The sequence below is a fragment of the Rhodococcus sp. Leaf225 genome (assembly GCF_001426145.1).
GTDB lineage: Bacteria > Actinomycetota > Actinomycetes > Mycobacteriales > Mycobacteriaceae > Rhodococcoides.
In genome coordinates this window covers 231,710-256,314 of the sequence record NZ_LMRN01000020.1, presented here as the reverse complement: position 1 = coordinate 256,314, position 24,605 = coordinate 231,710, and the positions used below count along the sequence as shown (strand labels likewise).

Sequence of the window (24,605 nt, the reverse complement as noted above, 5' to 3'; positions counted from 1 at the left end):
CCCCGACCGGCGCCCCGAGGGGGACGATCCACCTGGTCCCACCGACCGGCCTCCGGCCTGCCCGCACCATGGTCTCAGGAGTAGCGGGCTGCCAGCTTCTCCAGCGTCTTCGTGATGCCGTTCGCGTTCTGTGCCGTCTGCTTGGTCACCTCGAGCATCTTCGGGATCTTCGCCGTTCCGTAGACGAACGATTCCGTCACCTCTGTGGACGAGGGGCCCACCGCGACGAACTCCCAGCGCCACTTGTGGCCCAGCGGGTGCCGCCACTCGATCACCTTGGTGTCCCCGGTATCGGTGAACTCCGTGACGGTGCTGGTGATGCGGTAGGGCACGCCGAACTGCTTCATGCCCACCGAGAACTTCGCTCCGCGCGAGAGCGTCGTCGGACCCTTCACCGTGTCCTTCACCGTTCCGGAGCCGTCCAGCTCGCCGTGCCGGTGCGGATCCGCCACCTGAGCGAAGAGGTCGTCGGCAGGGGCGTTCACGGTCACGCGGCGGGCGATGACGCGATCGCCGCGGTCCACAGTGCTCACAGATGTCATGTGCGGTCCTGTGCCCGGATCCCGCTCACGCGAAACGTCACTCGAAGTCGAGCCCCAGGTCGAGCACCGTCACGGAGTGGGTGAGCGCGCCGACCGCGAGGAAGTCCACACCGGTGCCCGCGTACTCGGCGGCCGAGTCCAGGGACAGCCCGCCGGACGATTCGAGCTTCGTCGCGGGAGCTGCTCGATCCCTACGTTGCACCGCCATCTGCGTCTGCCACAGCGGGAAGTTGTCGAGCAGCACCAGGTCGACGCCCTCGGCCAGCACGTCGTCGAGCTGCTCGAGAGTGTCCACCTCGACCTCGCACGCGATGTCCGGCGCCGCGGCTCGGACGGCGCGCAGAGCCGCCACCACCGAGCCCGCGGCGACCACGTGGTTGTCCTTGATCAGTGCCGCGTCGCCGAGGCCCATGCGGTGGTTCTGCCCGCCGCCGGCACGCACGGCGTACTTCTGCAGTGCACGTAGCCCGGGCAAGGTCTTGCGACTGTCCCGTACGACGCATCCCGTGCCGGACACCGCGTCGACCCACGCCGCGGTCGCGGTCGCGATGCCGGACAGGTGGCAGAGAATGTTGAGCATCGTCCGCTCCGCGGTGAGCAGGGCCCTGGTCGGTGCCTCCACCGACAGCACCACGTCACCCGGCTCGACCCGGGTGCCGTCGGCGATCCGGGAGAGCACGACGTGGTCGCCGATCACCTCGTCGAGCACCGCCAGCGCGGCGTCGAGGCCCGCCACGACGCCGTGTGCCCGCGAGACGACCGCGGCGCGGGTGCGCGCGCCCTCGGGCACCGTGGCGAGGCTCGTCACATCGGGCCCGTATCGGAGGTCCTCCTCCAGCGCGCGGCGCACGACGAGGAGGATCTCGTCTCGATCGACGGGGTCGAGAGCAGCGGCGGGTGTGGTCATGAGACTCCTATCGGGCCGACCTGGTCGGCGCTGCGGGCATTCCGCACGATCGCGAGGCTGCCGTCGTCGGCCAGCCGGAAGACGGTGCTGCGGCGCTGTGCGTCGTCGGACCGGGGGTGATCGGCGCGGGTGTGCGCACCCCGCGTCTCGGTGCGGGCGAGAGCTGCCGAGGCGGTCGCGGACGCCAGCAGTGTCAGTGCGGCGTCCTCGACGTCGTGGGTCGACGTGAGCTCGCGCGGGACAGCGGCTCCCACGATCGCCGCTGCCTCGCGCAGACCTGTGTCGTCGCGGACGACGCCGACGTGACGGGTCATCGCGGACTGGAGGACGTCCCTGTCGAGCCGGGGCGCCCGGTGTCGCGCAGACGGATCGCCGGACGTCAGGGAGCGGACGGACACCCGGTCTTGGGCGCTGCGAGCCACTCGGGTCCCCAGCACCACGCCCTCGAGCAGCGAGTTCGACGCGAGACGGTTCGCTCCGTGCAGTCCTGTGCGGGCCACCTCGCCCGCGGCGTGGAGCCCGGCGACGCAGGTGCGGCCGTACTCGTCTGTGACGACACCGCCGCATGCATAGTGCGCTGCAGGGGCCACCGGGATCGGCTGCTCCGTCGGGTCCACGTCCTGAGCGAGGCAGGCCTCGGTGACGGTGGGAAAACGCAGGGCCATGTCGGGCACGGACCGCGCGTCGAGAAAGACGTGATCGGCGCCGCTCTCGGCCAGCCGAGCGGCGATCGCCCGGGACACGACGTCGCGGGGAGCGAGATCACCCAGCGGGTGCACGCCCGCCATGATCGAGCGGCCGTCGGCGTCGACGAGACGCGCGCCCTCACCGCGGACCGCCTCGCTGACCAACGGGAGCCGCCCGCGGCCGCCGGGGCGGAACAGCACGGTCGGGTGGAACTGCACGAACTCGACGTCCGCCACGTCCGCGCCCGCCCGCAGTGCGAGAGCGAGGCCGTCGGCCGTGGCGCCGGACGGGTTCGTGCTGGCCGAGTACAGCATTCCGGTGCCACCGGTGGCGATCAGCACGGCGGGTGCGTGCACCACGCCGAGGTTCGCGTGGAGATCGTCCGGCGAGAGCGATACGAGCACGCCCGCCACACCGCGGTCGCCGACCAGGACGTCGAGCACGGTCGCGCCGTTCACCGTCGCGGGCGCCGCGGACGACAGAGCGCGCTGGATCTCGCGCCCCGTGGCGTCGCCGCCCGCGTGCACGATGCGGCCGACCGAGTGGCCGCCCTCACGAGTGCGGGCCATGGAGCCGTCCGCGCCGCTGTCGAACCGAGCACCGATGCCGGTGAGCACACTCAGCGCGTCGGCGCCGGCCCCGACGATCGAGCGCACCGCGGCCTCGTCGCACAGACCGGCGCCCGCGACGATCGTGTCGCGCACGTGAGCCTCGACGTCCTCGCCGATCGCGACGGCCATGCCGCCCTGGGCGTACTGCGTCGCCGTACCCGCCGCGTCCTTGCTCAGCACCAGCACGCTCAGCCCGGACCGGGTCGCCTCGATCGCCGCGGCGAGACCGGCGACTCCCCCGCCGACCACGACGAGATCGGCCGCGGCCTCCCAGCCCGGAGCGGCAGCGACACTTTCGCCCGGAGTGGCCGCAGTGGTCACTCGCCGCCGCCGGGCGAGCCGATGGCGATCATCCGCTCGACGGACGCGCGTGCGCGTTCGGCCGTCGCGACGTCGACGTGCACCTCGTCCTTGCCCTCCGTGAGGCACCGGAGCAGCGCCGCGGGGGTGATCATCTTCATGTACGGGCAGGACGCGCGGTCGTTCACGGCCTGGAAGTCGACACCGGGCGCCGCCTTGCGCAGCTGGTGCAGCATGCCGATCTCGGTGGCGACGAGAACCTGCTTCGCACCCGTGGTGCGCGCCGCGTCGAGCATGCCGCCGGTCGAGAGGATCTTGACGCGGTCCTCGGGCACGAATCCCTCGCCGGCGAGGTAGAGCGCGGACGTCGCGCACCCGCACTCGGGGTGGACGTAGAGCTCGGCCTCGGGGTACGCCTGCGACCGTGCGGTGAGCTCGTCGCCGTTGATGCCGGCGTGGACGTGGCACTCACCGGCCCAGATGTGCATGTTGGTGCGACCGGTCTGCCGACGGACGTGGGCCCCGAGGAACTGGTCCGGCAGGAAGAGCACCTCGCGGTCCGGGTCGATGGACTGCACGACCTCGACCGCGTTGGACGAGGTGCAGCAGATGTCCGTCAGTCCCTTCACCTCGGCGGTCGTGTTCACGTACGACACGACGACGGCGTCCGGGTGCTCGGCCTTCCACTCACGCAGCTGGGCCGCGTCGATGGAGTCGGCGAGAGAGCAGCCCGCCCGCTCGTCGGGAATGAGGACCGTCTTGGACGGCGCGAGGATCTTGGCCGTCTCGGCCATGAAGTGCACGCCGCAGAAGACGATGGTCTCCTCCTGCGCCTCGGCGGCGATGCGCGAGAGCGCGAGCGAGTCGCCGACGTGGTGGGCGATGTCCTGGATGGCGGGCAGCTGATAGTTGTGTGCCAGGATCGTCGCGTTCTTCGCCTCTGCCAGGCGCAGGATCTCCTCGGCCCACTCCGGGCCGGCATCGACGCCGGCGTAGCCCGTCGGTCCGTCGAAGACCGCGGAGTTCCCGCCGAATCGCGTGGTGGTGATCGCCATGTCGTGCTCCTCGCGTGCGTCCAGCGCTCGCGTGCGCCGGTGCCGATCCGCCGGAATGGACCCGACGGGGTTTTCGACTTATGATCGAAAACGTGATTCATCGTAGCACCGCCGCCTACGGACCGACCGGAAGTGCCCCCGATCCGGCCACCCGACCGGTGCACGAAGTGCTGTCCGTCGTCTTCCAGGTGCGCGAGCTGCAGCCCCGCGAGCCTGCCGAACTGTGCGTGCTGCTGTGGCAGCGCGCACTCGCCCCGGCACGCGGAACCTGGTCACTCCCCGGCGGGCTCCTCCGGGGCGACGAGAACCTGACCGACTCCGCGCGACGTCAGCTGGCGGAGAAGGTCGACGTGCGCGAGGTACGCCACCTCGAGCAGCTGTCCGTCTTCTCCGATCCCGGGCGGGTCCCCGGCGATCGCCGCATCGCCTCGACGTTCCTCGGTCTGGTCCCCATCGTCGGCGACCCGCGACTTCCCGTCGACACTGCGTGGCACCCGGTCGCGACGCTCCCCGAGACCGCCTTCGATCACGGCACGATGGTGGCGCACGCCCGCGCGAGACTGGCGGCCAAACTGTCGTACACCAACATCGCCTTCGCGCTCGCGCCCGTCGAGTTCAGCCTGTCGACCTTGCGTGACATCTATTGCGCCGCATTGGGTTACCAGGTCGACACCACCAATCTCCAACGGGTGCTCACCCGGCGGGGCGTCATCGAGTCCACCGGCCACACCGCTCCCCCGGGCCCGTCCGGAGGACGTCCCGCCGCGCTGTACCGCTTCCGGGACAGCGCACTACGTGTGACCGACGAGTTCGCCGCGCTCCGACCACCTACGTGAGAGTGCCGTAGCCGTTGACGGCATCGCCGCCGTCCGCCTTGGCGGAATACATCGCTCGATCGGCACAGATGAGGAGCACCTCCACGTCGTGCGAGGTGACGACCCGCTCCTCGCGAGCGACCCCGATGCTCAGACTCGACTCGTGGTCCGACCGCGCCGTGTAGGCGCTGCGCAGCCGCCGCGCCCGGTCGAGCACCTCGTCCATCGGCAGCGCGGTCACGACGGCGAATTCCTCCCCGCCGGTGCGGGCCGTGATCGACGGAGACGGGAACATCTCGTCGATGGTGTCCGCCGTCCGACGGATGACGAGGTCACCGTGGTGGTGTCCGAAGCGGTCGTTGATCGACTTGAAGCGGTCGATGTCGATGACCACCGCGACGAGACCGTTCCGGGTGCCGAGCAGTTCGCCCGCCGCGACGGTGAGTCCCCGCCGGTTGCGCAGGCCGGTCAGCGGATCCACGTACGCGGCGGTGACGTCGCCGCGTTGCAGGAACTGCAGGCGGTAGATGGAGATCGGTGCGAGGAAGAGAACCATCACGATGAGCAATCCGTAGGTGACGGCGAGCGAGGTGCGCGCCGCTCCGAGCACGGACTCGGAGCCGATCGCTCGGACGAACAACCCGACGCAGACCACCACGGTGAGGGAATGGTGGACGGCGAACACCCGCGGCGTGTGGAACGTCGCCACGTAACTGCTCGCGACGCCGAACAGGATCGTGCAGGGCAGCACGGCGAGCGGGTCGGACAGCGAGAGAAGCACCACGGAGAGTCCGACGTCCGCGTACACGACGAAGGCCGTCGACATCCTCCGTGAGGGCCACGGTCCGCGGATCCACGCGAGCCCGACGCCGGCGGTCGCCACCGCGTTCACGAGCACGATCGTCAGTGCTGCTCCCGTCGGCGCGGTCGGCGGGGCGAGTCCGGCGACGACGTACAGGACGGAGAACAGGAGGCAGGACAGACCGATGAGGACGCGGGTCGAGCCGAGCGCGGTGTTCGTCTCGAAGTAGTGGACGGTCCACGCGTAATCGACGGGTCTGGTCAACCACCGCCGAATGGTGTTCGCCACGTCCTGGAGACCCTCGCCGTTCGAAGAGGTCGGCCCCCGCCCGCGGCCCGTCGTGGGCCGCCCTGAGAGCGCTCATTCAAGCAGACGAACCCGGCGTCCGAGACCCGAACGGATCACTCCTCGGGGGACTCGTCCCGACCCAGATCGTCCGACGGCGACAGCGCCGTGACGAGAACGAGCGTGACCGCCGCAGCCAGAGGTTGCGCGAGCAGAGCCAGCCACGTCGAGACACCGGGGGCGAGTGCGACGACATCGCCGCGAAGGGCGCCGTCGGCACTCGGATACCGCACCGCGCCCACGGCGAGGCCGGCACCGATCGCCGCGGCGGACGCCAGCGCCGACGCCACCACGATGTCGAGGACCAGACGCGGCCCTCGCTCGGCCACGCGAGCCCAGACGGCGACCGTGGTCAGCACCCCGGCCGCGGCGGTCACGCAGAGGAACAGAGCGAGTGCGTCGAAGCGATGATCGCTCTCGCCGGTCAACACGATCGCGCGGCCGTCACCAACGGCAGCGACGTGCTCCACGGGCGCGAGCAGAGCCCACAGGATCCCGAGGACGGCACCGACCACCACGGTCGCGAGCACGATCCGGATCGAACGCCGGGTGAACGCGCCGCGCGACGGCCGACCCGCATCGCCGATCCCGGGTGCGGTCGAGGCGAACCCCGTCGTGTCGACATCACTCACGTCGGCCAGCCTAGGCTGTCACTGCGTGGCCGACGGGCCCGCGACACGAGTCGGGAGAGGTGCGGAATGCAGTTGCGCAGAGACGACGTCGTCGACGGCGCACTGACCATTCTCGACGACTACGGTCTCGCCGACCTCACGATGCGCCGATTGGCCGGCTCGCTCGGTGTGGCGCCCGGCGCGCTGTACTGGCACGTCGCGAACAAGCAGGCGCTGCTCGGCGCGGTGTCCGATCGCATCCTGAGCCGCCTCGACGCCGTGCCCGCTGACGTCACCTCCGATGTGCTGGACGCCGTGCGCGGCCGCGCTCACGGACTTCGGGACGCTCTCCTGGCTCACCGGGACGGCGCCGAGGTGGTCGCCTCCAGCCTGTCCGCCCGCACGGTGACGCACCCCGTGCGGACCACGGTCGTCGACGATCTCCGCGCCACCGGGCTGACCCCGGAGGACGCCGGACACGCCGCGGACGCCCTGCTCTACTACGTGCTCGGTGCGACGAGCGACGAACAGTCCCGGCTGCAGATGGAGTCCGCGGGTGCGCTGGCCGCGGATCGACACCCCGACGACGGTGACCTCGATCGAGATGCCACCGCTCGGTTCGATTTCGGCCTCGAACTCTTCGTCGACGGCGTTCGGAGCCGCGTCCGTACGCTGAACGAGTGACCTCCTCGACCTCTCCCGTCACCGTCCTCGGAGCCGGTATCGCCGGTGCCGCGTGCGTTCGCGTGCTCCGCGACGCCGGTGTCCCGTTCGTGCTGCGTGACCGGGGCCGCGCCGTCGGCGGTCGAATGTCGTCCCCCGAGTTGCACGGACGCCGAGTCGATGTGGGCGCCGGCTACTTCACCGTCCGCGACGACGGGTTCCGGGACGTCGTGTCCGACTGGGCCTCTCGCGGTCTCGTGCACGAGTGGACCGACACCTTCACGGTGGTGCGGGCCGGGGCGGAGCCGGAACAGAAATCGGGACCCACGCGGTGGGGAACGCCGGCGGGCCTGCGATCTCTGGTCAAGGACCTGCTGTCCGGCATCCCTGTCGACGCCACCGAGGCTCGGGCGTTGCCCGACGGGCATGTGGTCCTGGCCATGCCCGACCCGCAGGCGTCCCGGCTGGTGACCGTGCCCGACGCCGTCGACTACGACCCCGTCGTCGCGGTGGTCCTCGGGCTCACCGACGACGACGCCGCCGGACTCCCCTTCCCCGACGCCGCCTTCGTGTCCGACGACGCGGACGTCGAGTTCCTCGCGCGCGACGGCGCACGCCGGGGCGACGGAGCCGCGGTGCTGGTCGCCCACACGTCCGCGCAGCGCGCCCGGCGACACCTCGACGACCCCGCCGGTGCGATCCCCGCCGTCGTCGACGCCGTCGCCGCGCTCACGGGCATCGGCACTCCGATCTGGACGCACGCCCACCGCTGGACCTTCGCCAAGCCCGCCTCCCAGCACGACGCGAGCCACGACATCGTCTCGCACGGAGACCGTCTGGTCGGCTTCGCCGGGGATCAGTGGTGCCCGGAGGGCTCGCCCCGCGTCGAGAGCGCCTGGCGATCGGGCACCGACCTCGGGCACGCGCTGATCGCACGACTGGGCTGAGCCCGGGCGGCCGACGCTCCGGCCTGCGACGGACCTCGCCGACAGGTGTCCTTCGCCGCTGCCGGGATAGGGTTCCGAGCATGTCCGTCGACCATGCACACGAACCATCGATCCAGGTATGGCCCGGCAGCGCGTATCCCCTGGGCGCCACCTACGACGGCGCCGGAACCAATTTCGCGCTCTTCTCCGAGGTCGCCGAGGCCGTCGATCTCTGCCTCATCGACGCCGACGGTCACGAGACCCGCGTCCGCCTCGAAGAGGTCGACGGGTACGTCTGGCACGCCTACATCCCCCAGGTCCAGCCCGGCCAGCGGTACGGCTACCGCGTGCACGGCCCGTGGAATCCCGGAGCGGGACAGCGGTGCGACGCGAGCAAGCTGCTGCTCGACCCCTACGGCAAGGCGTTCGTCGGATCGTTCGACGGTGACCGCTCGCTCTTCAGTTACGACATCGACATCCCCGAACGTCCCGTGCCCGCAGCGCAGGAGAACGACGACGCCGTGCATCCCGGCGAGGCGCACGTCGCCGGCCCCGCGGGATCGGCCACCGCATCGCGCACCGTCGACGCGACCCGCGCCAACGTCGCGACTGCCAGAACCGTTGCACCCGAGCCTGATCCAGAGCCCGAGCCCGAGTCCGAGTCCGAGAACCACTTCCCCCAGCACGACTCGCTGGGGCACACGATGACGACGGTCGTCGTCAACCCGTTCTTCGACTGGCAGAACGACCGCTCGCCGCGTCGCCCCTACAACGAGACCGTCATCTACGAGGCCCACGTCAAGGGCATGACGATGACCCACCCGGACATCCCGGAGGATCTGCGCGGTACGTACGCCGGTCTCGGCCATCCGGCCGTGATCAGCCACCTGGAGAAGCTCGGCGTCACCGCCATCGAACTGATGCCGGTGCATCAGTTCATGCAGGATCAGACACTGGTGGACAAGGGACTTCGCAACTACTGGGGCTACAACTCGTTCGGTTTCATGGCCCCGCACAACGAGTACGCGTCCTCCCCCATGGCCGGTTCGGCCGTGTCGGAGTTCAAGACGATGGTGCGCTCGTTCCACGAAGCCGGCATCGAGGTGATCCTCGACGTGGTCTACAACCACACCGCCGAGGGCAACCACATGGGTCCGACCATCGCGTTCCGCGGCATCGACAACGCCGCGTACTACCGGTTGGTCGACGACGACCCGTATTTCTACATGGACTACACGGGCACGGGTAACAGCCTGAACGTCCGTCACCCGCACACCCTGCAGCTGATCATGGACTCCCTGCGCTACTGGGTCACCGAGATGCACGTCGACGGCTTCCGCTTCGACCTCGCATCGACCCTGGCCCGCGAACTGCACGACGTGGACAAGCTGAGCGCGTTCTTCGACCTGGTCCAGCAGGACCCGGTGGTGAGCCAGGTCAAGCTGATCGCCGAGCCGTGGGACGTCGGTGAGGGCGGCTACCAGGTCGGCAACTTCCCCGGTCTCTGGACCGAGTGGAACGGCATGTACCGCGACACCGTCCGCGACTACTGGCGCGGTGAGCCGGCGACACTCGGCGAGTTCGCGTCGCGGCTCACCGGATCCTCCGACCTCTACGAGGCGACGGGTCGCCGCCCCGGTGCGAGCATCAACTTCGTCATCGCGCACGACGGCTTCACGATGCACGATCTGGTGTCCTACAACGACAAGCACAACGAGGCCAACGGCGAGGACAACAACGACGGCGAGAGCCACAACCGGTCATGGAACTGCGGTGTCGAGGGGCCGACGGACGACCCCGAGGTGCTGTCGCTGCGCGCCCGTCAGATCCGCAACATGCTGGCGACGCTCATGCTCAGCCAGGGCACGCCGATGCTCGCGCACGGCGACGAGATGGGCCGGACCCAGCAGGGCAACAACAACGTCTACTGCCAGGACTCCGAACTGGCCTGGATGGACTGGTCGCTGGCGGAGACGAACGCCGATCTGGTCGAGTTCACGTCCCGCGTGATCGCACTCCGCAACGACCACCCGGTGTTCCGTCGACGACGCTTCTTCGAGGGCCGGCCGATCCGCAAGGCGGAGCAGACGCGCGACATCGCGTGGCTCACCCCGACCGGCGAGGAGATGACCGAGGAGGACTGGGACAGCGGCTTCGGCAAGTCGCTGGCGGTGTTCCTCAACGGCGAGAACATCCCCGAGCCCGACAACCGGGGCAACCGGGTCGTCGACGACACGTTCTACCTGTGCTTCAACGCCCATCACGAGCCGATCGACTTCACCACACTGGACGGCAAGTACGCCGACGAGTGGACCGTCGCGCTCGACACCGCCTCGGCCACCGGAGCCGACGATCGAGTCATCGTCGCCGGCACCGCTGTCGAGGTGCAAGCACGGTCACTGTTGGTGCTACGGAAAACGGGGTAAGGAAACGACATGAGCCACGCGATCACCTCGACCTATCGATTCCAGCTACGGGGTGATCGCTTCACTCTCCGCGATGCCGCGTCGCTGGTTCCCTATCTCGCCGAACTCGGTGTCTCCCACGTCTATCTGTCGCCGATCCTGACGGCGGCCGAGGGCTCCACCCACGGGTACGACGTCACCGATCCGCGCACCGTCTCCGAGGCACTCGGTGGTCGAGCCGCTCTCGAGGACCTCGTCGCCGAGTGCCGGTCCCACGGCCTGGGCGTCGTGGTCGACATCGTGCCCAACCACCTCGGTGTGGCCACGGCGCGGGAGAACCCGTTCTGGTGGGACGTGCTGAGACACGGACGCGCATCGCAGTACGCCTCGTGGTTCGACATCGACTGGGCCGGTGCGGAGCGCATCGCGCTCCCCGTGCTGGGCGACGATGCCGACGTGAACGAACTCTCGGTCGACCGGTCGGGAGACGAGGCCACGCTGGCCTACTACGAGAACCGCTTCCCGGTGGACCCTGCGACCGACGACGGCGGGGACGACGCGAAAGCACTGCACGACAAGCAGTCCTACGAACTGGTCGGATGGCGCTCCGGGCGCATCGGGTACCGCCGGTTCTTCTCCGTCAGCGACCTGGCCGGTCTCCGTCAGGAGGACCCCGCGGTCTTCGACGCGACGCACGCCGAGGTCGGCAGCTGGTTCCGCGACGGTCTCGTCGACGGTGTGCGCGTCGACCATCCGGACGGGCTCACCGCACCGGCCGAGTATCTCGCTCGCTTGCGGGGCGTCGTCGGACCCGACTCGTGGCTCGTCGTCGAGAAGATCCTCACCGCCGAGGAGCCGCTCGACGTCACCCTTCCCGTCGACGGAACCACCGGGTACGACGCTCTCGCCGATCTCGGTGGGGTGTTCCTCGACCCGTCGGGCGAGGAGCCGCTGACGCGACTGTCGGCGGACGTCACCGGCCACGCGGGGGACGCACACTGGGTGCACGAGGCCGAGCGGACCATCAAGGCCGACACGGCGAGCACACAGCTCGCTCCCGAGGTGCGGCGCCTGGTCGCGGCGATCGCCCGCGACACCGGAACGTCGTTCGACGCCGACCTCGCCCGCGAGGCCGTGACCGAGATCGTCGCCCGCATGCCGGTGTACCGCTCCGACTACGCGCCGCTGGCCGGCATGCTGCCCCGCCTGCTCGGCGACGTCGCCGCGGATCGCCCCGAACTGGTTCCCGCCCTCGATGTCGTCGCGGCCGCCGTGGCCGCACGCGGCGAGGCGTCGGGACGTCTGCAGCAGGTCGCGGGCGCCGTGATGGCGAAGAGCGTCGAGGACTGCATGTTCTACCGCACGTCGCGGCTGGTCTCGCTCCAGGAGGTCGGCGGTGACCCGTCCCGCTTCGGTCGGTCGGTGCCGGAGTTCCACCTCCGCCTGTCCGAGCGGGCCCGGCTGTGGCCTGCCGCGATGACGACCCTCTCGACACACGACACCAAGCGCGGCGAGGACGTCCGGGCGCGCATCGGCGTGCTGTCTCAGGTGCCCGACCTGTGGCGCGCGTGCCTGAGCGACTGGGAGGAGCAGGCTCCGTCGCCCAACGGGTCCACCGGACTCTTCTTGTGGCAGAACATCGTCGGCACCTGGCCGACCGACGGCGTGGTCACGGACGAGTACCGCGAGCGACTGCACGCCTACGCCGAGAAGGCCATCCGCGAGGCGGGCTCGTACACCGGCTGGAACGACGTGGACGAGGACTTCGAGTCTGCCGTCCGCACGTGGATCGACGGCATCGTCGACGGAGCGGTGGCTCCCTCGCTCACGACGTTCGTCCAGCAGATCGCTCCGCACGCATGGAGCGATTCGCTCGGACAGAAGCTCCTCCACCTGGCGGGTCCCGGCATCCCGGACATCTACCAGGGCACGGAGCTGTGGGAGGACTCTCTCGTCGACCCCGACAACCGCCGGGACGTGGACTACGACGCCCGCAAGGCTCTCCTGGACATCGACGGGACGCCGGCGCTCGACGCGAGCGGCGCCGCAAAGTTCCACGTGACCCGGTGTGCCGCACGGCTGCGCCGCGACCGTCCGGACAGCTTCGTGGGCGGGTCCTACGTTCCGGTGTTCGCGACCGGCGCCGCCGCCGACCACGTCGTGGCGTTCGGTCGTGGACCCGCCGACGGTGACGCCGACGTCGTCGCCGTCGCCACGCGGTGGTCGATGCGCCTCGGCGAGGCCGGATGGGGTGACACCTCGCTGGCGTTGCCGGACGGTGAGTGGACCGACCTCGTGAATGGTGGGTCGTTCAGCGGAACGGTCACCGTGTCCTCACTGCTCTCCGCGCTCCCGGTCGCGCTCCTCGTCCGACGGTGACCTGATCTCGAGGTGAACCGGTCACGCGCGCAGACCACCCCTCCTCGGGGCTGCGTGCGTGACCGGAAGTCGGGCCCGCTCAGGCCTTGCGGGGCGGGAGCGGAACGAAGTAGCTGGTGCGCTGCTGGTACTCGCGATATCCGGGCCGCTCCGCCATGTGCTGCTCGAGCAGCCGCGCACCCGTCGCGAACACGAGGAAGTACGTCATGGCAACCGGCGAGAGGACGGTCAGCACACCGGGCCAGTGCGCCGCGGAGACCAGGAAGATGCCCCACCAGACACAGGCATCACCGAAGTAGTTGGGGTGGCGCGTGTACCGCCACAAGCCCCGGTCCATGATGGTGCCCTTGCGGGACGCGTCCGCCTTGAAGGCGTCCATCTGACGATCCCCCACCGTCTCGAAGACGATGCCCAGGACCCACAGAGCGACGCCCACCGCAGAGACGACGCCGAACGATCCGTCGGACACGGCGGCGACCTGCACCGGCAGCGACACGAACCACAGCGCGACACCCTGCGTGAGATAGATCTTGCGGATCGCGTACACAGCGGGGCTGCCCGGCGCGTTCGACAGCATCTTCTCGTACCGCGGGTCCTCGCCCTTGCCCCGTGAGCGGCGGAACATCGAGACCGCGAGACGGGTGCCCCAGGCTCCGACGAGCACCAGCATCAGCACTCGCCGCCACCCGTCGCCGGACCCGGCCAGTGCCGCGGCGATCGCCACCGCGACGAAGCCTGCCCCCCAGCTCACGTCGACCACGTTGTGCCGACCGATACGGAAGCCGACGACCGCGGTGACGGTGAGGACAACCGCCACCGCCAGCAGGGAGAACGCCGACACGACGGCCAGATCGGACCAGGAGAAGTCCGTCATCCGTGTGTCCGGACCAGCGGCATCGAGGACACGCCGCGGTCGTCGGGGCGGACGGACAGGATCTGGTCGACACCCATCCGGCCGTCGCGGAACGCCATTCCGCCGCCCACGAGGTACAGACGCCACACCCGCGCCACCTCGTCTCCGACGAGTGCGACCAGATCGTCCCAGCGGCTCTCGAAGGTCGCGTACCAGGCGTCGACGGTGCGGACGTAGTGCTCGCGCAGGGCGTGCACGTCGCGGACCTCGAGACCCGACTCCTCGATCATGGCGACCGTCGCGCCCACGGGCCGCATGTACATGTCGGGGGCGATGAACGACTCGATGAAGGCACCGCCGCCAGGGTTGTCCCCCGCCTTGCGCGACATCTGCTGCACCAGCACCCGGCCGCCGGGCACCACGTTGTCGTGCAGCGCCTTCGCGTAGATCGGATAGTTCTTCTCGCCGACGTGCTCGCCCATCTCGATGGACGCGACGGCGTCGAAGGGGCCGTCGGGCACCTCTCGGTAGTCCTGGATGCGGATCTCCACCCGGTCCCGCAGGCCGCGGTCCGCGATGCGCTTGTCGATGAAGGCCTTCTGCTCGCGGGAGATGGTGACGCCGACGACCTGCGCGTCGAAATGTTCCGCCGCGTGCAGGCTCAGCGACCCCCATCCGCACCCGACGTCGAGGAACCGCATTCCGGGGCGGCCGAGGCCGATCTTGCGGCACACGAGGTCGAGCTTGTCGCGCTGCGCGTCCTCGAGGCCGTAGTCGGGCGAGTCCGACGTCCAGTAGCCGCTCGAGTACGCCATCTGCGGGTCGAGCACCATCTCGTAGAACTCGTTCGACAGGTCGTAGTGGTGGCTGATCGCCGCGCGATCGCGCACCAGCGAGTGCAGCCGACCCTTGATGACCGCCTGCGAGGCGGGGGCGGGAAGAGGGCGGGCCTGCTTCACCCCGACGACACCGAGCGACGCCGCGGTGCGGATGAGCTCGACGATCGCCTTCGGGCTGGGCCGCACGGCCGTCAGCCGACGGGTGCGCACCACGTCCCACACGTGCGTCAGCGCCTCGTCGAGGTCACCTTCCACGTCGAGTTCACCGGTGACGTACGCCTGAGCAGCACCCAGTTCCCCCGGGCTCCACAGCAACCGTCGCAGGACGTTCGGGCTGTACAGCGTCACCTTCGGCGCGTCGGTGGGGCCGGCGGTCGAGCCGTCCCACGCAGTCAGGTGCACCGGCAGCGCGCCGCCGACGAAGGGGGCGATCAGGTCTTCGAGCCGTGCGGCCACGGTGGGGGTGCCGGTCATCGGTCGCTCCTTCGTTCGAGCAGGATCTGCTGGACATCGATGTAGCCGGAGCCGAAACCGGCCTCGGAATAGCAGAGGTAGAAGTGCCACATGCGGGCGAACACGTCGTCGAAGCCCAGCATCCGGGCCTCCTCGGCGTGCGCGTGGAAGCGCTCGTCCCACAGGCGCAGGGTGCGGGCGTAGTGGTCGCCGATGGACAGACGCTCTCGCACGCGCAGCGTCGTCTCCTTCTCGGTGATGCTCTCGATCGCGCGGATCGACGGGAGGAACCCGCCGGGGAAGATGTACTTGTGTACCCACGTGTACGTGTTGCGCGTGGCCAGCATGCGCTCGTGCGGCATCGTGATGGCCTGGATCGCCACCTTGCCTCCGGGGGCGAGCAACGAGTCGATGGTGCGGAAGTACTCGCCCCAGTACTGGTGTCCCACGGCCTCGATCATCTCGACGGACACGATCGCGTCGTACTCGCCGTCGACCAGCCGGTAGTCCAGGAGATCGACCTGGACCCGGTCGGCGTGGCCGGCGGCGTCGATGCGCTTGCACGCGAGTTCCAGTTGCTCGGTGGACAGGGTCACCGACCGCACCGTGGCACCGCGTTCGGCGGCGCGGATGGCGAGTTCGCCCCAGCCCGTGCCGATCTCCAGAACGCGTGTTCCCGCGGTCACCCCCGCGCGATCGAGCAGTCGATCGATCTTGGACCGCTGCGCGGCGGCGATGTCGTCCCATCCGGGCTGCGGGGTCAGCGACGGGAACAGCGCACTCGAGTAGGTCATGGTCTCGTCCAGGAACAGTTCGAACATCTCGTTCGACAGGTCGTAGTGGCGCGAGATGTTCGAGCGCGTGTTGCTCGTGGTGTTGGTCTCGGAGACCGGCTGCTTGGGGATGTACAGGCCGCGCAGGCGTTGCAACCACTTCGGGATGAGGGTCGCCATGCGTTCGGCGAAGACACCGAGTGCCGCCGTGAGGTCGGGCGCGTCCCAGTCGCCGGCCATGTAGGCCTCACCGAATCCGATGAGCCCACTCTCCCCCACGCGCGCCGCGAAGTCGCGTGGGCGGTGGATCGTCATCACCGGGGCGGTGGGATCGTTCGCGCCACCTCCGATGACGACGCCGTTCGGCATCTCGACCCGGATCGCGAGATGTTCTGCCGCCCTGCGGAAGAGAGCGTCGGCGACGGGCGCGGCGAGGCGCGCCTTGACGGTGACCGGCGCCGTCGCGATGGAGGGCCAACGTTCGGCGTCGACGGTCGATGCCACGGCGTACTGAGTCATCCTGGTGCCTTCTGATCGAGGGGGTACTGCCGAGCCGAGCGGAGTGGAGAGCGGACCGTGCCGGTCCACCACGGCGGGTACGTCGCCGCGCACCGGCGGACGCGGAACCGTGCGGAGTCCACGCGCCCACAACCCGATCCCCTGACGCCGGATGCGCGCGGTGACCACGTGCGGGGCGAGGGGGGCTCGTGCGAGAACGCCCAGGACGCGGCCCGTCGTCGCGGGGCGTCCGTTGCCGGACATGACCGCGACGAACGGGGGGTGCCCGTCCCGGAGCAGCGTGATCGACAGGGCGAGGGAGCCATCGGGCTCCGGGAGCCGCATCGCATACTCCCCGCTGACGTCGTTGAACGGCGAGACGTAGAACTCCTTGGGCGTGCGCGCCGCCCCGCGCGCGTCCGTGTCCAGCAGGTAGCGGTGACGTTCGCCGTAGGTGTTGTGCACCTCGGCGACCACGTGCTCGACGCGGTCGGCGCCATCGTGCAGCCAGTAGACCGTCAGGGGGTTGAAGACGTACCCGAGAACACGAGCGTTGGTCAGCATCGTGATCCGCCCCGCGACGGGTACCCGGCCGTGTGCCCGGAGGAAGTCGTCGAGGTTGGCCCGCAGCGTCGCCGACGGATCGCCCACGTGGTCGGCGGCGTCGATCTTCGCGAACGGCGCGAGCGGGCCGGGCAGCGACGGGAGTGCGTCGATGTCGACGAACCACGAGTAGCTGCGATACGTGAACTCGTTCTCGATCGGCTCGCGCCGCACGTGCCTGATGGAGGTCTCGTAGATCATGGCGGTGCGAGTACCGGCAGCGGCGCGGGTGTCGACGGCGGTCATGCCCAGACCCCGCCCAGACGTTCCGCCGCGCGCAGGCCCGAGGCCGCACCGTCCTCGTGGAAGCCCCACCCGTGGTAGGCGCCCGCGAAAGCGACCAGGTCGGTGTCGAGCTCGCCGAGTCGCGCCTGCGCGGCGACCGACTCGGACGTGTAGAGGGGATGCTCGTACCGCATCGTCTCGAGCACGGCGGACGGGTCGAGTGCGGCACCCTCGGCCGTGGGATCGTCCTCGTCGCCCAATGTCACGAGGTACCGGGAGCCGGTGTCGGGCAGCCGCTGCAGCCGTGACATGTCATAGGTGACCACCACTCCGCCCGGCGCCGCATCGCACGCCGGCATGCGGTAGTTCCACGAGGCGCGGGCACGCCGCAGACGCGGGAGCACGCTCTCGTCGGTGTGGAGCCGAGCCACGTTGGGCGAGTACGGCATGGCACCGAGAACGAGGTGCTCCGTCGAGGTGGGCTCGGCGAGCATCTTCAGCGCCTGCTGGGGATGCGTCGCGACGACGACGGCATCGACCGTCTCCGTGTGCCCGGAGGCGTCCTCGATCTCGACCGACCGGTCGCCCCGACGGATGGCGGCCACCGGTGTGCCCGAACGGATCTCGGCGATCGTCTCGGCGACACGCTCGACGTAGCGCGCGGATCCACCGGTCACGGTGCGCCAGGTCGGCGAACCGCCGACGCCGAGCATCCCGTGATGTTCGAGGAACGAGAAGAGGTACCGGGCCGGGTAGTCCAGGGCCCGTGACGGCTCGCACGACCACACGGCGGACACGAGGGGCGTCATGAAGTGCGATTCGAAGTACTGCGAGAACTCGTGCCGGGCAAGCACATCGGCGACCGTCGCATCATCGTCGTCGGACGCGAGCAGCGCACGGGCGACACGGTGGAAGCGGGTGACCTCGAGCAGCATCCGCAGGTAGCGACCGCGGACCACACTGCCGGGGCCGGGGATCAGCCCGGAGAGGCCCTGCCCACCCGAGTACTCGAGCCCGCATCCGTCGCAGCGGATCGACATGCTCATGTCCGATTGCTGTGTCGGAATGTCCAATTCGCGAAACAGTCGCTGCAGTGTCGGGTATGTCCGGTCGTTGTGGACGATGAAGCCCGTGTCCACGGGCAGATCACCCTGCGGGGTGGACACGACGTGGGTGTCCGCGTGACCGCCGAGACGGCCGTCGGCCTCGTACAGCGTGACGCGAGCAGTCTTCGACAGCACGTACGCTGCCGTGAGGCCGGCGACGCCGGCGCCGACCACGGCGATGCGCCGGTCGGTGTGAGCATCGTGAGCCATGTGTCTTCTCCCTACGTGATGCGATCGGCCGGCCGCTGTGCGTCGGACCGCTCGCAGTGTCACTCGGGTTTCGTAGACGACACCTCGCGCGATTGGTCGACGACGAACTCCCGTACCCGCCGCGACCATGTCCGCGGTGATCGAAGCATGAAGTGACCCGCTCCCGCCATCGGAACGAACGAGGCGTCGACACCGCGCGCGGCGGCGCGTTCGGTCGCGGCGCGGGACGCGACGGGGTCGGTCCACCGGTCGACGGTGCCGTGCAGGACCAACAGGCGCTGATCGGCGCGCAGGGTGTCGGTCTCCCTGCCATCGGGCCACCACGGCGCCAGCGCGACGAGAGCCACGACGTCGGGGTGCCCCGCGATCGCTGCTGCCGTGCGACCGCCCATGGAGTGACCGAGCACGGTGATGGGAGTCCCCGGTCCGTACGTGTCGCGGATCTGCTCGCACGCCCACCACGCGTCCGCGACGGGACTGCGGTCGGCGCCGTTCCAGCCGCGGTACCGGTACTGCAACTGGGTCACCGCGACCGATGGCCCCGTCGCGCGCCGGAGCATGCGCGTGAGGGGGACCATGCGCAGGGCCGACAGCTGCCACGGACGGGCACGGTCGTGGCTGGTCACCTTGCCGCCGTGCAGAACCAGCACCGCGGAGTCTGCGGGCCCGGACCGGAGCCCGTGCAGAGTCGGGGCCGCGACGTCGTCAACACTCATGGTTCTTGATTCGGGGCGCTCCGGCCGCTGGATGCCTGGCAGTGGCGAACGTCGCGCCCTCACTGCCGGACGTCAGGGGGGTGACACGACGACGGCCGGACACCTGATGGTGTCCGGCCGTTCGGTGGAGCTGCCGGGAATCGAACCCGGGTCCTGTGTCGGTTTGCCAGGGCTTCTCCGTGCGCAGTCTGCTGAGCCTCTACTCGGATCTCCAGATCTCGCAGACAAGCCTGGATGACGATCCCAGCCACTGTTTGATGTCCCACATCACTCCGTGACCGAGTGACCAGGTGAGCCCTCTAGCTGATGCCAGTACCCGACCCGAGGGCAAGATCGGACTGACAGACACGCAGTCGCTACTTAGGCAGCGAGTGCGTAGTCGCGCTGATTGGAATCGGCGCTTATATTTTTGCGATGACGCTTGCGGTGGTCTCTCGCCTGCACCGGCACGCTTCCCCTGACTAGACGCACACAGTCGAAACCGTTCAGCCCCTTTCCTCCGCTGTGGCGAAGTCTCGTTCCACCGGTCTTCCCGGTGGACACGTCAGTCTAACGTCATCCGACGCGGGTTTCATCCCGTTTGTCACCGGTGTCGGCCGCGCGTTCGGCCTTGCCCGTGATGTTCTCGAGCATTCCGCGGAAGATCACACCGTGGAACGGCATGATGGCGAACCAGTACAGCCGTCCGCCCAGCCCCCGCGGGAAGAAGATCGCGCGCTGCTCGTAGCGGGAGCGGGTCCCGCCGTCGCGCGGAAGGACGCGCAGTTCCAGCCAGGCACCGCCCGGCGCCTTCATCTCGGCGCGCAGACGCAGCAGCGACCCGCGCTCGATCTCCTCGACGCGCCACCAGTCGAGCGCCTCGCCGTTGACCAACCGACGTGGATCCCGACGGCCGCGCTTGAGTCCCACGCCCCCGACGATCTTGTCCATCCAGCCGCGGATGACCCAGGCAGCGGGGAACGAGTACCACCCGTTCTCACCACCGATGCCCTCGACGACGTCCCACAGCAGTTCCGGTGGCGCGTTGCAGTCCTGCGCACGTTCGTCGACGTACACCACCTCGCCGGCCCAGTCCGGGTCCGACGGCAGCGGATCGGAGGGGGCGCCGGCATCGGTCGCGTTGGACCACGTGGTCTCCACCTCCCCGTCCTCGATGCGCCGCAGCGCGAGGTGCACGGAATCGGCGAATGTGGTCAATCCACCCTCCGGCGGAGGGACGACCGTGTCGATGTCCTGTTCGTGGGCGATGGCGTCGTACTGCAGTGACTCGATGAGGGGCATGGCCAGTCCGCGTGGGATCGGCGTGACCAACCCGATCCAGTGACCGGCGAGTCGGGGAGTCAGCACCGGCAACACCAGCATGCGACGCTTGCGCAGACCCGCCACACTCGCGTACTCGTTCATCATCTCGCCGTACTGCAGGACGTCCGGCCCACCGATGTCCCAGGTACGGGAAGTCTCGAACGGAGCGGTCGCCGACTCGATGAGGTAGTGCAGCACGTCGCGGACGGCGATCGGCTGGATCTGGTTGTGCACCCACTTGGGGGTCGTCATGACGGGCAGTCGATTGGTGAGGTGCCGGATCATCTCGAACGACGCGGATCCGGAGCCGATGACGACACCCGCCTGCAGCACCACGGTGAAGACGCCGGACTCGATGAGGATCCGGCCCACCTCGGCACGCGATTCGAGGTGCGGGGACAACGCGCCGGTCACCGGGTGGAGGCCGCCGAGATACACGATGCGCTGCACTCCGGCGGCCTTCGCCGCTTCGGCCACGTTCTCCGCACTCCGACGCTCCGCCTCGGCGAAGTGGTCGGATCCCCCCATGGAGTGGACGAGGTAGTAGACGACGTCGACGTCCCGGAACGCGTCGTCCAGCGACTCGCGATCACTCAGATCGCCCTGCACCACCTCGACGTCCGCAGCCCACGGCACGTCGCGAAGCTTCTGAGGCGACCGGGCGAGGACGCGAACCCGGTAGCCGGCCTCCGTCAGTCGCGGGGCGAGTCGACCGCCGATGTAGCCCGTCGCTCCGGTGACCACGACACGGGCGCCTGCTTCGGTGTTCATGCACTCCATTCGTAGCAGAGGAGCACCTCGAGTGTGGCGCCCACCCGGAGCGCGACCACCGCCAGGTGGTCAGGCACCCGCGGTGATCAGCCCGACCGCGCCCAGGGCGATGACCATGCCGACGATCTGCACCTTGGCCACCCGCTCCCCCAGCATCACCATGGCCAGCAGCACGGTCGCGGCGGGATACAGCGAGGCGATCACGCTGACGAGGGACAGCAGCCCACCCTGGAAGGCATAGAGCAACGCGGCGTTGGCGGCGACGTCCAGAAGAGCGATCCAGGCGGCCAGCTTCAGAACGCCGCCACGGGGGAACGAGAACATGCCGGTGCCGAGGGCGACCCCCCACACCAGGGCGGTGGCGGTGACCCGGTTTGCCAGCAACGGCCACAGACCCGCGTCGTCCTCCCCGGCCCGGTCGAGAAAGATGAACGTCAACGCGAATGCCAGACCGGAACCGACGGTCAGCCATGCCACCCGGGGCGTGAATCGCAGAGTCCGTCCGCCGGCCACGTCACCTGCGGCGTCGTCGGGTGATTCCTTGCTGACCATGAGCACAGCCACCAGCGCCAGCGCGATGCCGATGTATGCCAGGACGCCGGGTCGCTCGCCCAGGACGAGCCCGACGCCGACCGGTACACCGGCCACCAGAACGGCCGTGATCGGCGACACGACGGCCATCGGCCCGGCGGCGAGTGCCAGGTAGAACCACCACACGGCGACACCGCCGGCCAGTCCGGACAACGCACCCCACACCACGGACGACGCGGTGAGAGTGCCTCCGACGAACGGCATCACCGCCGCCACGACGAGTACCGAGACCGGGTACGAGACGATCACCACGCGCAGCGCGGCGACGCGTCGGGACGCGACTCCTCCGACGAAGTCGCTGACGCCGTACCCGAGCGCCGCGATCAGCGCGAGGACGATCGCGGTCAGCGCATTCCCTTTATGCGACGACCGAGTTCACGGGTGACCTCGCGTTCCGCCGTTCGGCGAGCCAGGTCCTGACGCTTGTCGTAGTCCTGCTTGCCCTTCGCCAGGGCCAGCTCGACCTTCACCTTGCCCTCGTTGAAGTACATGGAGAGCGGTACCAGCGTCATGTTGCCCTCACGCGTCTTGCCGATGAGGACCTCGATCTCCCGCTTGTGCAGCAGGAGCTTGCGGTTGCGCCGCGGCGCGTGGTTGGTCCAGCTTCCCGCCATGTACTCGGGAATGTGCAGGCCGCGCAGCCACACCTCGCCGTCGTCGACGGTGGCGAAGGCATCGGCCAGCGACGCCTTCCCGTCACGCAGGCTCTTGACCTCGGTGCCGACGAGGGCGACTCCGGCCTCGTAGACGTCGAGGATCGTGTAGTTGTGTCGCGCTTTGCGATTGGTCGCAATCGCCTTGCGACCTTTCTCCTTCACAGCTGGAACTCCTTCGGGCGCGGGTGGGCGTGACTTCTGACAACCATAAGGACTCCGTCCACCCGTTTGTTCCGGGTGCCGGGTGCGCTACTGCCGGACGTACAGGCGCAGGGTGATGTAGGAGGTGATCGTGGCCATGCCGACGCCGACCAGAAGCAGGATCGGCGAGACCAACAGGACGTCGCTGGTCGTCACCCGAGCCAGGATGTTGGCCTGGTACAGGTCGTCCAGCACCGAGTCGATGAACGCCGCCTTGGCGGTGAACAGTCCGGCGATGGCGAGCACCGCACCCACGAGCGATGCCGCGATGGCCTCGAGCAGGAAGGGCAGCTGCGTGTACCACCGCGTGGCGCCGACCAGGCGCATGATGCCCACCTCGGTCCGACGGGTGAACGCGGCGATCTGCACCATGTTGGCGATCAGCAGGACCGCCGCGACGGCCTGGACCACAGCCACCGCGAACGCGGCGTTGCGGACGCCCGCGAGGACGCTGAACAGCCGGTCGACCAGTTCGCGTTGGTTGAGCACGCTCTGCACACCCGGCCGCGCCCCGAACTCGTCGTTGATCACGCCGAACCGCTCGGGATCGCTGAGCTTCACCTTGAACGACGCGGGGAAGCTCTCGGGTGACACCAGGGACGCCAGCTCCGGCTGATCCTTGAAGACGCGATCGGTGGCGTCGGCGACGGCGTCCTCCCGGTTGAGGTACTGCACCGACACCACGGACGGCGTCGATTCGAGGTCCGTGCGGAGGCCGGCGCAGATGCCCGAGGTGCAGTCCGGGTCGGTGGTCGAGATGTCGTCGGTCAGGAAGATCTGGACCTCGACGCGATCCAGGAAGATCTGCTGCGTCTTCCCCGCCATCTGCACGACCAGCAGGCCACCACCGAACAGACCGAGGGAGATGGCGGTGGTCAGCACCATCGCGATGGTCATCGTGATGTTGCGGCGCAGTCCGGTGAGAACTTCGCCGAGAAGGAAACTAGCGCGCACGGTTCACACACTTTCTTCGAGAGGTCGTTGCGCCGAGGCGCGAGCAGAGGACGGAGCCGAGAGCGGGATCTAACGACCCACGCCGTACACCCCTCGTGCCTCGTCGCGGACCACCCGGCCGTTGTCGAGCTCGACGACGCGGCGACGCATCGAGTCGACGATGTGGTTGTCGTGAGTGGCCATGAGGATGGTGGTGCCCGTGCGGTTGATGCGCTCGAGCAGCAACATGATGTCCTGGCTGGTGTCGGGGTCCAGGTTGCCGGTGGGCTCGTCCGCGAGCAGCACGAGCGGCCGGTTCACGAAGGCGCGGGCCACGGCGACTCGCTGTTGCTCGCCGCCGGACAGCTCGGACGGCAGACGATCCGCCTTGCCGGACAGGCCGACCAGCTCGAGCACCTCCGGCACCGTCCGCTCGATCACCCCGCGCGGCTTGCCGATCACCTCGAGGGCGAACGCGACGTTCTCCGACACCGACTTGTTCTGCAGCAGGCGGAAGTCCTGGAAGACGCATCCCATGCTCTGCCGCAGCTTAGGCACGCGCCGCCCGGCGAGCTTGTTCACGTGGAAGTCCGCCACCGTGATGTCGCCCGAGGTCGGCATCTCCTCGCGCAGGAGCAGGCGCATGAAGGTCGACTTGCCCGAGCCCGACGGCCCGATGAGGAAGACGAACTCGCCCTTCTCCACCTTCACCGACACCTTGTCCAGCGCGGGTCGAGTCGAGGACTTGTAGGACTTCGAGACGTTCTCCACGCTGATCACGGGTCGCCAGTGTAGCCGCGCGTCCCGACGGTGCCGCTACAGCGACG

General features: G+C 69.2%; 21 protein-coding genes, 1 other RNA gene and 1 pseudogene. 5 read left to right on the top strand and 18 right to left on the bottom strand.

Features of this window, described 5'->3' with window-relative positions:
• Window positions 1-74 precede the first annotated feature (74 nt).
• The 4 genes from ASG69_RS14665 to nadA are packed head-to-tail and all read right to left on the bottom strand — an operon-like array spanning window position 75 to window position 4,102.
• Window positions 75-542: an SRPBCC family protein gene (locus ASG69_RS14665; RefSeq protein ID WP_056447910.1), complete on the bottom strand. Its 468-nt coding sequence runs from the start codon at window positions 540-542 to the stop codon at window positions 75-77.
• Window positions 543-579: 37 nt separating this feature from the next.
• The gene (gene nadC, locus ASG69_RS14660) at window positions 580-1,449 is read right to left on the bottom strand and encodes a carboxylating nicotinate-nucleotide diphosphorylase (RefSeq protein WP_056447907.1); all 870 of its coding nucleotides are present in this window, start codon (window positions 1,447-1,449) and stop codon (window positions 580-582) included.
• Window positions 1,446-3,068, bottom strand: coding sequence for an L-aspartate oxidase (locus ASG69_RS14655; protein WP_056447904.1), 1,623 nt, complete (start codon window positions 3,066-3,068; stop codon window positions 1,446-1,448). The genes nadC and ASG69_RS14655 overlap by 4 nt, the downstream gene beginning before the upstream one ends.
• Entirely contained in the window at window positions 3,065-4,102 is a 1,038-nt protein-coding gene (gene nadA, locus ASG69_RS14650; RefSeq protein ID WP_056447901.1) for a quinolinate synthase NadA, read from the bottom strand. Before nadA ends, ASG69_RS14655 begins: the two co-directional genes overlap by 4 nt.
• 80 nt (window positions 4,103-4,182) lie before the next feature.
• Between nadA and ASG69_RS14645 the strand changes: the two genes are divergently transcribed.
• The gene (locus ASG69_RS14645; RefSeq protein WP_082544651.1) at window positions 4,183-4,938 is read left to right on the top strand and encodes an NUDIX hydrolase; all 756 of its coding nucleotides are present in this window, start codon (window positions 4,183-4,185) and stop codon (window positions 4,936-4,938) included.
• On the opposite strand, the gene ASG69_RS14640 is transcribed toward ASG69_RS14645, so the two are convergent.
• Window positions 4,931-6,007 (bottom strand): GGDEF domain-containing protein, encoded by a 1,077-nt coding sequence (locus ASG69_RS14640; protein ID WP_056447898.1) that lies wholly within the window; start codon window positions 6,005-6,007, stop codon window positions 4,931-4,933. The genes ASG69_RS14645 and ASG69_RS14640 overlap by 8 nt on opposite strands.
• Window positions 6,008-6,120: 113 nt before the next feature.
• Entirely contained in the window at window positions 6,121-6,696 is a 576-nt protein-coding gene (locus ASG69_RS14635) for a DUF2567 domain-containing protein (protein ID WP_051613593.1), read from the bottom strand.
• A 66-nt stretch (window positions 6,697-6,762) separates the two neighbouring features.
• On the opposite strand from ASG69_RS14635, the gene ASG69_RS14630 reads away from it, so the two are divergent.
• The 4 genes from ASG69_RS14630 (at window position 6,763) to treY (ending at window position 13,048) form a co-directional block, all read left to right on the top strand.
• Window positions 6,763-7,359 (top strand): TetR/AcrR family transcriptional regulator C-terminal domain-containing protein, encoded by a 597-nt coding sequence (locus ASG69_RS14630; protein ID WP_027506801.1) that lies wholly within the window; start codon window positions 6,763-6,765, stop codon window positions 7,357-7,359.
• On the top strand, window positions 7,356-8,285 hold the full coding sequence (locus ASG69_RS14625; RefSeq protein ID WP_056447895.1) for an NAD(P)/FAD-dependent oxidoreductase: 930 nt from the start codon (window positions 7,356-7,358) through the stop codon (window positions 8,283-8,285). The genes ASG69_RS14630 and ASG69_RS14625 overlap by 4 nt, the downstream gene beginning before the upstream one ends.
• 80 nt (window positions 8,286-8,365) lie before the next feature.
• A complete protein-coding gene (gene glgX / locus ASG69_RS14620) occupies window positions 8,366-10,690 on the top strand; it encodes a glycogen debranching protein GlgX (RefSeq protein WP_056447892.1) in 2,325 nt (774 codons plus the stop codon).
• A 9-nt stretch (window positions 10,691-10,699) separates the two neighbouring features.
• On the top strand, window positions 10,700-13,048 hold the full coding sequence (gene treY, locus ASG69_RS14615; protein WP_056447889.1) for a malto-oligosyltrehalose synthase: 2,349 nt from the start codon (window positions 10,700-10,702) through the stop codon (window positions 13,046-13,048).
• Between the two features lie 79 nt (window positions 13,049-13,127).
• On the opposite strand, the gene ASG69_RS14610 is transcribed toward treY, so the two are convergent.
• From ASG69_RS14610 to ftsE, 12 genes and pseudogenes are all read right to left on the bottom strand, one after another.
• Window positions 13,128-13,922 (bottom strand): DUF1295 domain-containing protein, encoded by a 795-nt coding sequence (locus ASG69_RS14610; RefSeq protein WP_056447886.1) that lies wholly within the window; start codon window positions 13,920-13,922, stop codon window positions 13,128-13,130.
• Window positions 13,919-15,214 carry an SAM-dependent methyltransferase gene (locus ASG69_RS14605; RefSeq protein ID WP_056447883.1) on the bottom strand — a complete coding sequence of 432 codons (1,296 nt, stop codon included), beginning with the start codon at window positions 15,212-15,214 and terminating at the stop codon, window positions 13,919-13,921. The genes ASG69_RS14610 and ASG69_RS14605 overlap by 4 nt, the downstream gene beginning before the upstream one ends.
• Window positions 15,211-16,485: an SAM-dependent methyltransferase gene (locus tag ASG69_RS22875; RefSeq protein WP_056448067.1), complete on the bottom strand. Its 1,275-nt coding sequence runs from the start codon at window positions 16,483-16,485 to the stop codon at window positions 15,211-15,213. The genes ASG69_RS14605 and ASG69_RS22875 overlap by 4 nt, the downstream gene beginning before the upstream one ends.
• Window positions 16,486-16,641: 156 nt before the next feature.
• A pseudogene (locus ASG69_RS22870) lies at window positions 16,642-17,268 on the bottom strand (DUF1365 domain-containing protein); the annotation flags it as partial.
• 41 nt (window positions 17,269-17,309) lie between these two features.
• A complete protein-coding gene (locus tag ASG69_RS14595) occupies window positions 17,310-18,608 on the bottom strand; it encodes an NAD(P)/FAD-dependent oxidoreductase (RefSeq protein WP_056447880.1) in 1,299 nt (432 codons plus the stop codon).
• A gap of 59 nt (window positions 18,609-18,667) precedes the next feature.
• Window positions 18,668-19,324, bottom strand: a complete 657-nt coding sequence (locus ASG69_RS14590; protein WP_056447877.1) for an alpha/beta hydrolase — start codon at window positions 19,322-19,324, stop codon at window positions 18,668-18,670.
• 122 nt (window positions 19,325-19,446) lie between these two features.
• Window positions 19,447-19,817: a transfer-messenger RNA gene (ssrA, locus tag ASG69_RS22200) on the bottom strand.
• A gap of 62 nt (window positions 19,818-19,879) precedes the next feature.
• Window positions 19,880-21,397, bottom strand: coding sequence for an SDR family oxidoreductase (locus ASG69_RS14585; RefSeq protein WP_051613594.1), 1,518 nt, complete (start codon window positions 21,395-21,397; stop codon window positions 19,880-19,882).
• A gap of 69 nt (window positions 21,398-21,466) precedes the next feature.
• Entirely contained in the window at window positions 21,467-22,336 is an 870-nt protein-coding gene (locus ASG69_RS14580; protein WP_156380536.1) for a DMT family transporter, read from the bottom strand.
• Complete coding sequence (gene smpB, locus ASG69_RS14575; RefSeq protein WP_027506811.1) at window positions 22,333-22,806, bottom strand: SsrA-binding protein SmpB; 474 nt, start codon at window positions 22,804-22,806, stop codon at window positions 22,333-22,335. Before smpB ends, ASG69_RS14580 begins: the two co-directional genes overlap by 4 nt.
• A gap of 87 nt (window positions 22,807-22,893) precedes the next feature.
• Entirely contained in the window at window positions 22,894-23,799 is a 906-nt protein-coding gene (gene ftsX, locus ASG69_RS14570) for a permease-like cell division protein FtsX (protein WP_027506812.1), read from the bottom strand.
• A 69-nt stretch (window positions 23,800-23,868) separates the two neighbouring features.
• Window positions 23,869-24,558 (bottom strand): cell division ATP-binding protein FtsE, encoded by a 690-nt coding sequence (gene ftsE, locus ASG69_RS14565; RefSeq protein WP_027506813.1) that lies wholly within the window; start codon window positions 24,556-24,558, stop codon window positions 23,869-23,871.
• Window positions 24,559-24,605 lie beyond the last annotated feature (47 nt).

What these genes read in the sequence shown, in the direction of transcription:
- ASG69_RS14665 (WP_056447910.1), bottom strand. Translation starts at nt 542, where the DNA reads ATGACATCTGTGAGCACTGTGGACCGCGGCGATCGCGTCATCGCCCGC.
- nadC (WP_056447907.1), bottom strand. Translation starts at nt 1,449, where the DNA reads ATGACCACACCCGCCGCTGCTCTCGACCCCGTCGATCGAGACGAGATC.
- nadA (WP_056447901.1), bottom strand. Translation starts at nt 4,102, where the DNA reads ATGGCGATCACCACCACGCGATTCGGCGGGAACTCCGCGGTCTTCGAC.
- ASG69_RS14645 (WP_082544651.1), top strand. Translation starts at nt 4,183, where the DNA reads ATGATCGAAAACGTGATTCATCGTAGCACCGCCGCCTACGGACCGACC.
- ASG69_RS14630 (WP_027506801.1), top strand. Translation starts at nt 6,763, where the DNA reads ATGCAGTTGCGCAGAGACGACGTCGTCGACGGCGCACTGACCATTCTC.
- glgX (WP_056447892.1), top strand. Translation starts at nt 8,366, where the DNA reads ATGTCCGTCGACCATGCACACGAACCATCGATCCAGGTATGGCCCGGC.
- treY (WP_056447889.1), top strand. Translation starts at nt 10,700, where the DNA reads ATGAGCCACGCGATCACCTCGACCTATCGATTCCAGCTACGGGGTGAT.
- ASG69_RS14610 (WP_056447886.1), bottom strand. Translation starts at nt 13,922, where the DNA reads ATGACGGACTTCTCCTGGTCCGATCTGGCCGTCGTGTCGGCGTTCTCC.
- ASG69_RS14605 (WP_056447883.1), bottom strand. Translation starts at nt 15,214, where the DNA reads ATGACCGGCACCCCCACCGTGGCCGCACGGCTCGAAGACCTGATCGCC.
- ASG69_RS22875 (WP_056448067.1), bottom strand. Translation starts at nt 16,485, where the DNA reads ATGACTCAGTACGCCGTGGCATCGACCGTCGACGCCGAACGTTGGCCC.
- ASG69_RS14595 (WP_056447880.1), bottom strand. Translation starts at nt 18,608, where the DNA reads ATGGCTCACGATGCTCACACCGACCGGCGCATCGCCGTGGTCGGCGCC.
- ASG69_RS14590 (WP_056447877.1), bottom strand. Translation starts at nt 19,324, where the DNA reads ATGAGTGTTGACGACGTCGCGGCCCCGACTCTGCACGGGCTCCGGTCC.
- ASG69_RS14585 (WP_051613594.1), bottom strand. Translation starts at nt 21,397, where the DNA reads ATGAACACCGAAGCAGGCGCCCGTGTCGTGGTCACCGGAGCGACGGGC.